This is a genomic window from Salipaludibacillus sp. CF4.18 (assembly GCF_051262595.1).
GTDB lineage: Bacteria > Bacillota > Bacilli > Bacillales > Salisediminibacteriaceae > Salipaludibacillus > Salipaludibacillus neizhouensis.
This window is the reverse complement of the sequence record NZ_JBIMEV010000052.1, coordinates 17469-30373: the sequence shown is the minus strand read 5'-3', so window position 1 is coordinate 30373 and position 12905 is coordinate 17469. Positions and strand designations below refer to the sequence as shown.

The 12905-nt window shown below is 36.7% G+C and carries 18 protein-coding genes and 1 pseudogene; 17 read left to right on the top strand and 2 right to left on the bottom strand.

The features are described 5' to 3' along the window. From ACHABW_RS21130 to ACHABW_RS21070, 13 genes and pseudogenes are all read left to right on the top strand, one after another. The coding region (locus tag ACHABW_RS21130; protein WP_435758301.1) for a TIGR01777 family oxidoreductase at positions 1-842 on the top strand (842 nt) is incomplete at its 5' end. A gap of 282 nt (positions 843-1124) precedes the next feature. Beyond that, positions 1125-1298: a hypothetical protein gene (locus ACHABW_RS21125; protein ID WP_435758299.1), complete on the top strand. Its 174-nt coding sequence runs from the start codon at positions 1125-1127 to the stop codon at positions 1296-1298. A gap of 23 nt (positions 1299-1321) precedes the next feature. Then, positions 1322-1561, top strand: a complete 240-nt coding sequence (locus ACHABW_RS21120; RefSeq protein WP_435758297.1) for a hypothetical protein — start codon at positions 1322-1324, stop codon at positions 1559-1561. 95 nt (positions 1562-1656) lie between these two features. Beyond that, entirely contained in the window at positions 1657-1953 is a 297-nt protein-coding gene (locus tag ACHABW_RS21115) for an antibiotic biosynthesis monooxygenase family protein (RefSeq protein WP_435758295.1), read from the top strand. Positions 1954-1980: 27 nt separating this feature from the next. After that, complete coding sequence (locus tag ACHABW_RS21110) at positions 1981-2148, top strand: hypothetical protein (RefSeq protein ID WP_435758293.1); 168 nt, start codon at positions 1981-1983, stop codon at positions 2146-2148. Between the two features lie 65 nt (positions 2149-2213). Further along, positions 2214-2427, top strand: a pseudogene (locus ACHABW_RS21105) (DUF6366 family protein). A 111-nt stretch (positions 2428-2538) separates the two neighbouring features. Continuing rightward, positions 2539-2796, top strand: a complete 258-nt coding sequence (locus tag ACHABW_RS21100) for a DUF4190 domain-containing protein (RefSeq protein WP_435758291.1) — start codon at positions 2539-2541, stop codon at positions 2794-2796. Positions 2797-3118: 322 nt separating this feature from the next. Next, entirely contained in the window at positions 3119-3601 is a 483-nt protein-coding gene (locus ACHABW_RS21095) for a DUF2975 domain-containing protein (RefSeq protein WP_435758289.1), read from the top strand. A 10-nt stretch (positions 3602-3611) separates the two neighbouring features. Next, complete coding sequence (locus ACHABW_RS21090) at positions 3612-3836, top strand: helix-turn-helix domain-containing protein (RefSeq protein WP_435758287.1); 225 nt, start codon at positions 3612-3614, stop codon at positions 3834-3836. A 76-nt stretch (positions 3837-3912) separates the two neighbouring features. After that, a complete protein-coding gene (locus ACHABW_RS21085) occupies positions 3913-4344 on the top strand; it encodes a hypothetical protein (RefSeq protein WP_435758286.1) in 432 nt (143 codons plus the stop codon). A gap of 128 nt (positions 4345-4472) precedes the next feature. Beyond that, a complete protein-coding gene (locus tag ACHABW_RS21080) occupies positions 4473-5264 on the top strand; it encodes a DUF817 domain-containing protein (RefSeq protein WP_435758284.1) in 792 nt (263 codons plus the stop codon). Between the two features lie 275 nt (positions 5265-5539). Then, complete coding sequence (locus ACHABW_RS21075; protein ID WP_435758282.1) at positions 5540-6619, top strand: NAD(P)H-dependent flavin oxidoreductase; 1080 nt, start codon at positions 5540-5542, stop codon at positions 6617-6619. A 90-nt stretch (positions 6620-6709) separates the two neighbouring features. Beyond that, positions 6710-7195 carry a hypothetical protein gene (locus ACHABW_RS21070; RefSeq protein ID WP_435758280.1) on the top strand — a complete coding sequence of 162 codons (486 nt, stop codon included), beginning with the start codon at positions 6710-6712 and terminating at the stop codon, positions 7193-7195. Between the two features lie 141 nt (positions 7196-7336). Here ACHABW_RS21070 and ACHABW_RS21065 read toward each other — a convergent pair whose 3' ends face one another. Both ACHABW_RS21065 and ACHABW_RS21060 read right to left on the bottom strand, forming a co-directional pair. Then, the gene (locus ACHABW_RS21065) at positions 7337-7534 is read right to left on the bottom strand and encodes a heavy-metal-associated domain-containing protein (protein WP_223292351.1); all 198 of its coding nucleotides are present in this window, start codon (positions 7532-7534) and stop codon (positions 7337-7339) included. Between the two features lie 117 nt (positions 7535-7651). Next, positions 7652-8539: a spore coat protein gene (locus tag ACHABW_RS21060; protein ID WP_435758278.1), complete on the bottom strand. Its 888-nt coding sequence runs from the start codon at positions 8537-8539 to the stop codon at positions 7652-7654. Positions 8540-8690: 151 nt separating this feature from the next. On the opposite strand from ACHABW_RS21060, the gene ACHABW_RS21055 reads away from it, so the two are divergent. The 4 genes from ACHABW_RS21055 to ACHABW_RS21040 all read left to right on the top strand — a co-directional run bounded on the left by ACHABW_RS21055 (position 8691) and on the right by ACHABW_RS21040 (position 12728). Further along, complete coding sequence (locus ACHABW_RS21055; protein ID WP_110935530.1) at positions 8691-9794, top strand: glycoside hydrolase family 88/105 protein; 1104 nt, start codon at positions 8691-8693, stop codon at positions 9792-9794. A gap of 68 nt (positions 9795-9862) precedes the next feature. Beyond that, on the top strand, positions 9863-10876 hold the full coding sequence (locus ACHABW_RS21050; RefSeq protein ID WP_435758276.1) for a TRAP transporter substrate-binding protein: 1014 nt from the start codon (positions 9863-9865) through the stop codon (positions 10874-10876). A gap of 16 nt (positions 10877-10892) precedes the next feature. Further along, complete coding sequence (locus ACHABW_RS21045; protein WP_435758274.1) at positions 10893-11411, top strand: TRAP transporter small permease; 519 nt, start codon at positions 10893-10895, stop codon at positions 11409-11411. A gap of 18 nt (positions 11412-11429) precedes the next feature. Continuing rightward, positions 11430-12728, top strand: a complete 1299-nt coding sequence (locus tag ACHABW_RS21040) for a TRAP transporter large permease (RefSeq protein ID WP_435758272.1) — start codon at positions 11430-11432, stop codon at positions 12726-12728. Positions 12729-12905 lie beyond the last annotated feature (177 nt).

The window sequence follows — 12905 nt, the reverse complement described above, 5'->3', positions numbered from 1 at the left end:
GTAAATATTTTAAGACTAAATTTGAAGAGCTTGGATATGACGTGAAAATTATATCAAGACAACCTCCGTACATTTCCTGGGAGGATACAGCCGGAATAATAGAAGCATTAGAAGGTGCAGAACTTCTGGTTAATCTGGCTGGAAAATCAGTGAATTGCCGATATAATGAAGAAAATAAGAAGGAAATCATATATTCAAGGGTCAAGACAACGACTATTCTTGGAGAGTGTATGTTCGCTTGTGAAAAACCACCTGAAGTTTGGATGAATTCGAGCACGGCTACTATTTACCGACACGCGGAAGATCGCCCGATGTCAGAAGAAAATGGGGAGATTGGGTCAGGATTTTCAGTTGATGTTGCTTTACACTGGGAGAAAACTTTCTTTGCTTATGACTTACCAAAAACAAGAAAAGTCGCTCTCCGCACTGCTATTGTGCTCGGTAAAGAGGGAGGAGTCATGACACCATATCGAAACTTAGTGAAGTTTGGGCTTGGAGGTGTCCAAGGAACAGGAAAACAAAAATTTAGCTGGATCCATATTGAAGATCTATTGCAAATTGTGCTTTTTCTAAAGGAAAGAGAGGATCTTAGCGGTGTATTTAATTGTTCGTCGCCAAATCCTGTAAGTAACCATGAGCTTATGAAATCATTACGAACGGAAATGAATAAGTCGTTTGGTTTACCTGCCCCAAAATGGATACTGGAAATAGGATCGGCCATGATAAGGACGGAAACAGAACTGGTTTTGAAAAGCCGCTGGGTTATTCCAGAACGACTGGAACGAGAAGGATTCACGTTTACTTTCAATACACTTCATAAGACGTTGCAGGACGTTTTATAATCAATCAAAATATTACTTCTTTGGAGAAATTACATACTTGTGTACAGGGATAAAAAGTGTTAGGAATGCCTCTTAAATTCAATGTTGATTTGGTAGGCATTTAGATTCGTTAATAAGATTTTCGGTATAGGCTGATATTTGTATAATGAGTGAAAAGGGTAATTGGTTATTTATGTTAAAATTAGTGTAGAGGAACACAGACGTTGTGAAAAGATATTAATCTAGTGATATTCTTTATTTGTAGTCCATTCCGAGAAATAACCCCTGTCAGGAGGAATTTAAGTGAAAAAATATCTATTTGTGATTACATTTTTTAGTATTTTTTTGTTTGGATGTCAACAGGGGGCTCTTACAAATGGTAATGATTCTACAAAAGATAGAGTCTATAGCAGCTTATGGGATGAGAATAGTATCAATGTCAAACAGAAAAAAACAACGGGAACTACGCTACAATAAATGAAATTCAGGCGAATGATCAAGTGGAAACTCTTATTGAAGCTTTGAAAAACGCTGACTGGCAGGAAAATGTGGAAGTGGATATTGGTCCCCCTGATTTTCGCTTTACTTGGAATTCATATAATCACAGCGTTTGGAGAAACCGAGATTATAATAGAATAGAATTAAAAATTGAGGGACAATCGAATTACGGAACATTGTCTAAAAACTCTTCTGAAATTGTATATGAGATCCTAACAGATAAAAAATGGGAAGCTCAATAGTATTGGGAGCAGAGGTGTTGAAGAAATAAGAAGGGAGCGGATTATATTCGGTCACGATAACTGTATTTTTTACTCTAAAATCGGAGGAGATATGTTTGATAGTAGAAGCCGCAATGCTGAAAGTTAAGCAAGGAATGGAAGATGATTACGAGGATGCATTTAGGGAAGCCTCAAAAATCATTTCATCAATGAAAGGTTACATATCTCACGAATTACAACGATGCCTAGAAGTGAAAGGGAAATATTTACTGTTAGTGAAGTGGGAAACATTAGAAGATCATACAGTTGGATTTAGACAATCGGAAGAGTATCAAGAGTGGAAGAGGCAACTGCATCATTTCTATGATCCATTTCCAACAGTGGAACATTTCGAAAAAGTACCTGTTTCATAGTTTGACGGAATTGGGGGGGATTTGTCGGTGAAAATCAACTCGTATCTTATTCAATTATCCGTTACAGTAATCGTAATTTTTGGAGGAACTTTTACTATTCGATATTTCAGAACTGGTGAACTTTTATTGGACCAAATTATTGGGGTTAGGTGCAGTTCTATTGGTTTCTTTACTGGCTTGGAGAAAAATATATAAGTAATTCCGATATACAAATGGTGTGCCTTTGCCTGGTGTTAGTGATTTATTGGAGGGGGGATTGTATGAATAGTGATAAAGAAACTCCTGAAAGACGGAGAGAGAGAATGAGACAAGAAGAATTAAAACGAAACCCAACCCGGAAATATGATAGATGCTGCTAACAGAGCCCAATCTGGTGGTCTAATAGATTTAGTCAATAGCCTTGGTTGGAAAGGAACAGGTATACTTATTATTGTTATCATCGTAGGATATTTAATTGTATCCTTCTTCTTTTAACAGTGGAGAATAATAACGGTTCTCTGTGTTTTCCTTAGCTTTTTCTGGGTTTAGTGTTAGAGTTTAACAACCTTGTTTTTAGAGTGATTTATAGGTTGAGGAGGATTTTTAATGGCCACTAAAACAAATAGTAATGCTGTTATTTCTTTAACTGTGGGGATTCTTTCGATAATTTTACCTATCATTGGCTTAGTCTTTGGGGTAATTGGGATTGTGACAGCGAGAAAAGCTGTGAAAGAAATAGAAAAATCAAGTGACGTTGGTGAAGGTTTAGCAAGGTCAGGTTTAATTTGCAGTTCGGTTGGAATTTTCATTCAATTAGTAGGAGTGTTAGGAATTATCATGTTTAACTTTTCTAGTGGAGGATGATGTTTGGTTATCGGGAGGAAAGATTCGCCACCAAGAAATTAACTTGACGATACTGATTCACCTCGTGCTTTAGTGAAAGCAAATTTTAAATTACAAAATCTAGTTAAAAATTGAATAGTCTTTAGTTATAGAGCATTTCTGGATAATAGGAAATGCTTTTTGTCTTTTTCGGAAAATAAATTGACAGCTCTTTTTAATAAAAGATGCTATATGTTTTTCTTATTAACAATAGAAACACAATACATATCAACAATAATTTATTGATAATCGATAAAATATATGATAAAGTCAAATTTAATAATAAATAAGTGAGGTGCTTATTATGAAACGAGGAACAACTCTGTTTTTAAAAATTGCTTTGATTATTATTGGCATTCCAGTTATTGCTTTGTGCCTATTTTTGGTGCCTGAGATAGCGAGTTTTGCAGCAGAATTGTATCCGGATATTGCTTATATAAAATATCTTATTTTCATCGATTTGTATGCAACGGCGATACCTTTTTACTTTGCTCTGTACCAAGCTTTTAAACTTTTAAGCTATATTGACAAGAATAAAGCTTTTTCGGAATTATCTGTAAAATCTTTAAAGAAAATAAAATACTGTGCTTTCACAATCAGTGCCTTATATGTGGTAGGCATGCCACTTTTCTTTCTCATAGCGGAGAAAGACGACGCCCCAGGTATCATATTACTTGGAATGGTCATGATTTTTGCTTCCATGGTGATTGCAGTCTTTGCTGCTGTTCTTCAAAAGCTGTTAAAAAATGCTATAGATATAAAATCAGAAAATGATTTAACGGTATGAGGTGAATAAGATGGCGATTATTATCAATATTGATGTGATGCTTGCTAAAAGGAAAATGAGCGTGACAGAACTATCAAATAGAGTTGGAATCACGATGGCTAATCTTTCTATATTAAAAAATGGAAAGGCAAAGGCGGTTCGTTTATCAACGTTAGAAGCAATTTGCAAAGCTTTGGATTGTCAACCTGGAGATCTTCTTGAATACCAAAGTGAAAGGGACAATGAACAACAATAAGATTATCGAACTTTTTAAGAAAGTGATTATTCCATTAATTGGTAAATGAAATTTTATATTAACGAGGGGTAGTATAATGAAGAGATTATGGTCTTTATTTATGATAATTTTGTTACTTACTTTTTTATCTGCTTGTTCAGATAGCACAGATACTCTTATTGAACCAAATGAGAATAATATGATTATAAACATAAAAAACAACGCTAATTTTGATTTTTATGGTTTAGAAACAAAAATATTGAATCATTCACAAGGTATGACTAATGCTGACGGCTCTAGAATTGAAAATGGAGAAGAATTAAGGTTTGAATTCCTAAAAGAAGATTTTGAGTTAGATGGAGAGGTTGAAATGGAAATTTTTATTTTGACTGACAGTAATAGAGAAGATAACGGGGATAGAACACCGATAAACAAAAAAGTCACGCTTGAATTAGTCAATAATAAGGAACTATTTTTTGAAATTACTGGTGATTCGATAAATGAAGCTGATTTGAAAAGAATAAAATAAAGTAAAGCAAAGCAAGGGACGGGCAAAGCAAGGGACTGTTCTCTGCTTCATTTTTTGCGGAGAATTGAAGCAGAGAACCGTCCCCGTGTCTACATATAATTCAGAAAAAACTTGTGGAGGAACAAATCATGAGATCACTAAAACAACTCCTTCGTTTTGGGCGGGAGCAGGCCCTTGCATGCTTATTTCCTGTCGTTATTTTTGCCTCTTTGGCTCTCACCCAGCTCATAACCCTTCCTTTCCTGCCACGGTACGACTGGCTTCTCATCATTTGCCTTCTGATGCAATGGTTGATGGTGCGGTCTGGACTTGAAACACGGGAGGAAATAAAGGTGATCACATTGTTTCACCTTATTGGACTTGCTCTTGAACTCTTCAAGGTACATATGGGCTCCTGGTCTTATCCAGAGGATGGATATTCCAAGATTTTTGGAGTGCCTTTGTATAGCGGATTCATGTATGCAAGTGTAGCGAGTTATCTTTGCCAGGCGTGGAGGAGGCTAAAGATTGAACTGGTTAAGTGGCCACCGTTTTTGATCGTTGTACCTCTTGCAGCTGCCATTTATGTGAATTTTTTCACCCACCACTTTTGGATGGATGTTCGTTGGGGCTTATCTGTACTTGTCATTATTGTCTTTTGCAAATCATGGGTCATATACGAGATTGATAGAACTCGTTACCGTATGCCAATCGCACTTTCTTTTGTGCTCATTGGATTTTTTATATGGATAGCCGAAAACATCGCAACGTTCTTCGGAGCCTGGGAATATCCTAACCAAACCGATGCATGGAGTCTCGTTCATTTAGGAAAGGTCAGTTCATGGCTCTTATTAGTGATTGTTAGCTTTCTTATAGTAGCGACGTTAAAGCAAGTTAAAGGAAAAAATTCCACTAGGGTAGATACTAGTCGATCTTTATAACTGAATTTGACATTTTTCGAAAGGCAACGTTGAGAAGATATTAAAGAAATGTACCCTCGTGAAATTCAGAATAAAATCTTAAATTATTCAACGATACATATTGGTGAACTTATAGAAGATAGGGAATACACTGTAAATTGAATGGGAGTGAAAGTAATCTATGACTGCAAGGCAGTTTTTCTTATGTGGTTCATTTCCTGAGGAGTATTCCACCGGTGATAAAGAAGCAGAGAACCGTCCCCATGTTTTGAAACTAAGAATGCGAGGTGGGAGTTATGCGAACTAATGAGGTTACGGAACTTTTAGATATTGAGTATCCGATTATTCAAGCGCCTATGGCAGGTGGAGTAACAACGTCGGAATTGGTAGTGGCAGTTTCTAATTCTGGTGGTCTAGGAATGATTGGTGCAGGTTATATGACTGCCGATCAAATGCGTGAACAAATTAGAGAAATAACGCAGTTAACTGACAATACTTTTGGTATAAACTTATTTGTACCAACTGAATTTGAAGTGCCAGAGGAAGAAGTGGAAACCGCTAATCAGTTATTGCAGCCTATTCGTGAAGAACTGAATATATACGCTAAAGATAGCTTGGAAATTCCTCAATATAAAAAAGTTTTAGCAGAATTCCATGAACAAATAAACATGGTAATCGAAGAAAAGGTCCCTGTTTGTTCTTTTACATTTGGTATACCTTCAAGAGACGTGATGAAAGAGTTGAAACGGCATGGCATTATCGTAATTGGCACAGCTACAACGGTTAAAGAAGCCATGGAAATTGAAAAAGAAGGAATGGATATGGTAGTTGTCCAAGGTAGTGAGGCTGGTGGACATCGAGCGAACTTTTTAGTTGAGCATGAAGAGAGTTTAGTAGGTTTAATGTCACTGATCCCGCAAGTTGTCGACAATGTTAATATTCCGGTTGTTTCCTCTGGAGGAATAATGGATGGGAGAGGGTTAATGGCCTCTATTTGTTTAGGTGCGAAGGGTGTTCAAATGGGTACTGCTTTCTTAACTTGCACGGAAAGTGGCGCTAGCGAGTTACATAAAGAAGAAATTCTTCAAGCTCATGAAGATCAGATTGTCTTCACTCGTTCTTTTTCAGGAAAGTGGGCAAGGGGAGTTAATAATAAATTCATCTTGGAAATGCACCAAAACGAAGCCTTGATACCAAGCTTTCCAGTACAAAACACCTTAACAAAAGGAATTAGAAAAGCTTCTTCTTCGCAAAGAAATCGAGAATTTATGTCTCTTTGGTCCGGACAAAGTCCAAGATTAGCAAAAAGCCAAACGGTTAATGCATTAATGAAAACGATAATTGCAGAGGCGAAAACTATTTGTAACAAGAATTAAAAAAGATGTTTTTCGATTTAAAATGGAAGTTAAGCCCGAATGATTACAGCTTACTTAGTTTGAGAAATTTTATAGAAGGAGCGAATATAAATGAAACATGCATTGGTCGTTGGTGGTACAGGGATGTTATCGAATGTGTCACTTTGGTTAGCAGATAATGGCTATCGTGTGTCGGTCATTGCAAGGAATCCCATAAAAATGGCACAGCTGATAGAGAAAGCAAGCACAAAAAAACAAGTCACTCCATTGTTAGTGGATTATAAAAACAAAGGAGAGAGAAGAATGGAACTTGATTTTTTTTGGTTAGCAATAGCCATAGCGGCCGCAGGGTATTTTATTGGAGACGGGTTAAAAAACATTAATAATCCAAATGCTAAAAGTATAATAGATTCCTTGGATGATGACGAAGAACCTGAACTGTTGAAAGAAAGCGAAGTTCATCATTTTATGGGAATATCGAAAGAAGATGCAAATTCTTTAATTAAAGACCATTCAGACATTCCACATATTATTATAAATAACAATGTGTATTATCCAAAGTTAAAATTGCGTAAATGGTTATTGGATCAAGAGTAGTGAACACTATTTGATGAACGGATAGTAGTAAGTTTATCTAACCTGCAAAGTTATATTTCTAGAAGCATAAGTAAAGCCTATCAGCAGCTAAAATTGCTTTCTAATAGGCTTTTTTTAATAGGACTTTATTAAAAAAGAATTTCATCCATAAATAACAAAGCGCTTCTGAATGGTACCAGTGATTTCTTCCTCCGAAATTTGACTTTCATGATAAGTGATTTTTACTTCTCCATCCTTCGTATCCACTAAAGCTCTTTCAATGCCATCCATTTGCATTAAAACGGTTTCTAGTGTTTGAATGGGCTCCTCGTTCGTGGCTTCTTTAATAAATAAGGTCATATCGGCCAATTGTTACATCCTCCTTTTCCATTTATATAAGGCAGTAATATAAGACAAAACCAAGAGCGGTTCACACACACGCTCTTGGTTTTATTTATAAAGTTACCGTGTTCATTTTTATTGCATTGGGTTTTGATTTTGATAATTTTGATGTTGGTTTTGGTTTTGATTTCCTTGCATTTGGTTCATTGATCCGGATCCCATGTTCTGAAACATATCTTTCATTTGGTGTGTTTGTGTCGAATTAAAAGTAGCTGGTTGGTAATAGCCATTTTGATGCATCCAAGTCCAGATCTCATAGGCCATCTCTTGACATAGGTTAGCTCCGTTAACATGGTATGTACGAAGCAATGTATCTACGCACTCGTTAGCCCACTGCATTCCCATCATCGAACCTGTTTTATGGGTGTTAAGAGCTAAAGTAGCCATAGTTTGATCCGAAAGAGTTTGTGGATTCATCATCGGAGCAGACATGGTCGATTGATGTTGCATAGTAGCATTATTAGATTGATTATTTTGATTAGAACCTTGTGATTGGTAGTTATTTTGGGTCTGAAAGTTAGGAGTTTGATGAGTTAACTGGGCACCTCTTCCTTGCGCAAGGTTAATTCCCTGTTGGTAGGCAGACATCATTTGTTGTTGATGCTTTTCTAATATCCCTTTCAAGCGTTGATCATTACATTGGTTGGCAAACATCCCATGTTGTTCAATCTCGGCTGCTTTGGTTCTTAAAGCTTCCGATGTTTCCAAAAGTTCGTGTGCTGCAAAATTCATGTATATTCCTCCATATAAGTTATTGGGTTGTCCCCAAATGATAGTGTGCACTTTAGAATAAATTACATGCACGAATAAAGGTTCAAACAAGTCCGATTGCGTATCTTTTTCTATTAAAAAACTTTTAAATAGAGGAAAGTATCTCCGAGAAGCGAATTCAAGTGACATCCTATCTTCCATTAAAAGAGTAGAGAACTCAATGGCGCCAATGAAGCACAGAACCGTCCCCATGCTTCCTGTGAATGTGTGTGGAATAGTGTGTATTTGGTCGTTTTTTGAGTGTTTGTTTTTGTTTTAAAATGTTTTATGTTGTTTTATTTGGAAGGTTTCTTTATAATGAAAATTGTAAGGGCTTTATATTTTATTACTTGGAGGTAATTTTATGAGTGAAAATAAACCATTTATTGAAAAAAAAGAAGTTTTAAATTATATGGATAAGCTAATTAACAACCTTTCGCAGATCAAAGATGAATCTGGAGAATTTTTGTTGGATTTTGACGGACTCATTGTGGACGACAAAAGTTGGAGTGTGTGGAATTGGCCACAAGGTGTTGGTTTATATGGAATATATAGATTTTGGGAGATAACAAAAGATCCAAAAGCCTATAATGTGGTGATGGATTGGTTTAATGATAGATTGGAAGAAGGTGCTCCGCCGAAAAACGTGAACACTATGGCCCCACTATTAACCCTGGCTTATTTATATGAAGAAACAAAGGACAAGACGTATCTTCCATATTTAGAAGAGTGGGCAGAATGGGTCATGTACGATATGCCAAGGACAACAGACGATGGGTTGCAACATATGACCTATGGTCCGGAAAATAAAAATCAGCTCTGGGATGATACTTTAATGATGACGGTATTGCCTCTAGCGAAAATTGGAAAACTATTAAATAGACCGGAATATATAGAAGAAGCTAAAAAACAATTTCTAATACACATAAAATATTTAGCCGACAAAAAAACCGGCTTATGGTTTCATGGTTGGACGTTTGAAGGAAACCATAATTATGCAGAAGCGTTATGGGGAAGAGGCAACTGCTGGATCACGATTGCCATTCCGGAAATCATAGAAATATTGGACTTGAAAAAAGGAGATTTCTTTAGAGAATTTCTTATCGATACATTAAATAGTCAAGTAAAAGAGTTAGCTAAACTCCAAGATGAAAGCGGTTTATGGCATACGCTGTTAAACGACAAAACATCTTATCTTGAATCTTCTGCAACGGCTGGTTTTGCTTACGGAATATTAAAATCTGTCCGCAAACGATATATTTCTCCAGAATATAAGGAAGTGGCTGTGAAAGCGGTCAAAGGAATTATTAATGAGATTAGCGAAGATGGAGCAGTTAATAAAGTGTCAGTAGGTACAGGAATGGGTGACAATTTAGAATTTTATAAAGAAATTAAAACAACTACTATGCCTTACGGACAGTCATTAGCAATTACTTGTTTAACAGAATATCTATATTCTTACGTTTAAGAAGAAAACATTATTTTTTTCAATTACATGTAAGCGTTGCGATATCAAGGGGGAGGAGGCAGAAGAGAATGAAAAAGAATATTCTTGCGTTAGTTGCCGGTTTAGCGATGTTAGTACTCATTTCTGGTTGTAGTACTCGAGCTGGTGCGGAACAAGATACTCAGGTTTTAAGATTCGGATATGCAAGTAACAGTCAGCCAGTTATTGATGCTATGAAAGAGTTCGGAAGACTAGTAGAGGAAAAAACGGATGGAGAAGTGGTAGTGGATTATTTTCCGGACGGTCAATTAGGTGGAGAAAGAGAACTTATTGAGTTGACGCAAACTGGCGCGATTGATATGACAAAAGTTAGTGGCGCAGCATTAGAGAGTTTTTCAGATATTTATTCTGTTTTCGGGATTCCATTTTTGTTTGATAGTGAGGAACATTATTACCGAGTGTTAGAAGATGACGATATTATGGATCCTGTCTATCAATCTACGCAAGATATGGGGATCGTTGGATTAACGTATTATGACTCCGGCGCAAGGAACTTTTATATGTCAGAGGGACCTATTGAAACACCTGAAGATCTAGAAGGGAAAATCATCCGGGTCATGCAGAGTGAAATTGCGATCGAGATGATTGAACTATTAGGTGGTTCGCCAACTCCGATGGGCAGTGGCGAAGTATATACTTCTTTGCAGCAAGGTATTATTGATGGTTCAGAAAATAATGAATTCGTTTTGGTAACAGCTGGACACGGTGCGGTTGCCCCGTATTACTCGTATTCCGAACATACGAGAGTACCAGATATCATCGTAATAAATGAAGAGAGTTTAGCAGGTTTAACGGAAGAACAAATCGAAGCGGTTCATGAATCGGCTGAGGAATCAACCGAGTTTCAAAAAGGAGTATGGAGTGAGGCAGTCGAAAACGAAAAACAAACAGCAGCAGAAGAATACGGGGTTGTTTATAACGAAGTAGATAAAAAGCCATTCCAAGACGCTGTGCAGCCTATACATGAGCAGTTTAAGGAAAATGACGAATTTAATGAAATGTATGAAGCGATCAGAAATCTTAGTGATACAGAAGAAGAGTAATGAGGAGGTGCTTCTAGTGATAAACGCTAAAAAATATGTCGATAGAGTGCTTGAATTTGTTACCTGTACAGTTTTTGCGTTAATGGTAGCGGTTACGGCGTGGCAGGTAATCAGTAGATTCATATTAAACAATCCAAGTACTGCTACGGAAGAGTTTGTTCGATTCGGTTTAATATGGTTATCGATGTTAGCAGCAGCATATGTAGTAGGTCGAAAGGGTCATATAGCGATCACTCTTTTAAGTGAAAAACTAAAAGATGGGAAGAAACTGGCATTAGGTTTAGTGATTCAATTTGGTTTCCTCTTTTTCGCTGCCATTATTATGATTTACGGTGGATCCAGAGCAGTATCTCTTACAATGGCTCAGATTTCACCTTCATTAGGGATACCAATGGGATTAGTGTATTTATCTTTACCCGTGTCTGGCGTACTCATCCTATTTTATAGTTCTGTTAATATCCTAGAGCTTATAAAAGAAAAGAAAGAAGGGGCACCGATCGAAACGCAAGTAGATAACCAAATCAAAATTAATTAAACAAAGCAGGTGAATGTTATGGTAATGGAAGCCAGTTTGATTTTAGTCCTCGTCTTTGCTCTTTTATTGGCGCTCGGAATACCTATTGCAATTAGTGTAGCGATAGCAGCACTATCAGCAATTTTATTAGCATTACCACTCGATATCGCAGTTTTCACTTCTGCTCAAAAAATGGTGGCGAGTTTAGATAGCTTTTCTTTAGTAGCGGTGCCATTTTTCATCCTGTCAGGGATTATCATGAACCATGGTGGAATTGCTCATAAACTGATTGATTTAGCTAAGTTAATTGGTGGTAGAATTCCAGGCTCATTAGCGCACACGAACATTATCGGAAATGGATTATTTGGATCGATTTCAAGCTCTGCGATTGCAGCATCTACTGCAATTGGTGGGGTAATGGTTCCACTGCAAGAAAAAGAAGGTTATGATAGAAAGTTTGCTGCAGCAGTAAACATTGCATCCGCGCCAGTGGGGATGGTTATACCTCCTAGTACAGCATTTATTATTTTTTCGTTAATAAGTGGAGGTACCTCTATAGCCGCTTTATTTATGGCTGGTGCCGTCATCGGGTTACTTTGGATGTTCACAATCATGGTTGTTGCATATATAATTGCTAAAAAGAACAACTATCCAATTGCAGCTAAAAATAGCAATCAAAATGTGAAAAAGATCGTTATTGATGCCATTCCAAGTTTATTTCTCATCGTTATTGTTATTGGTGGGATACTCACAGGTGTATTTTCAGCGATCGAAGCATCGGCAGTATGTGTCATTTATTCTTTATTTTTAGCATTAGTATATTATAGAACATTAAAAGTGAATCAATTACCACATGTGTTTGTTAAAGCTGTGGAAATGACCGGGATTATTATGTTTCTAATTGCAGCGTCTTCCCTCATGTCTTTTACCATGGCATTTACGGGAATTCCAGAAGCTTTAAGTAATTTAGTGTTGGGTTTCTCGGACAATCCTATTATCATTTTACTAATTATCACACTTGTCTTAATCCTGATTGGGACTGTGATGGATGTCGCACCAGCGATTTTAATTTTTACTCCCATTTTTCTGCCGATCGCATTAGATTTAGGGATAGATCCCGTACATTTCGGTATGTTCTTTATCTTAAACTTGTGTGTTGGTACGATTACACCACCTGTTGGTACAGGACTGTTCGTTGGGTCGAGTATTGCTAAAGTGAATATAGAGAAGTTAATCAAACCATTGATGCCATTTTATTTAGCGATATTTATACTCTTGTTAGTAGTTACCTTTGTACCGCAGATTAGTTTATTCTTGCCTAATCTATTAGGTTTATAATCTAGGGATTCGTTAGTAGAAACAGTTATGTTTAAAAAAGAAACTAAATGTTAGTTGAATATTGTGTATGTAAATGGTTCCTCTCGTTATTGAATCTTAGATGTTTGAAATAACGATGAAGGAGCCAATTTTAACAGGGGTGAGAAAGCGTTACCAAACCAAGTAAACGATAGAAAG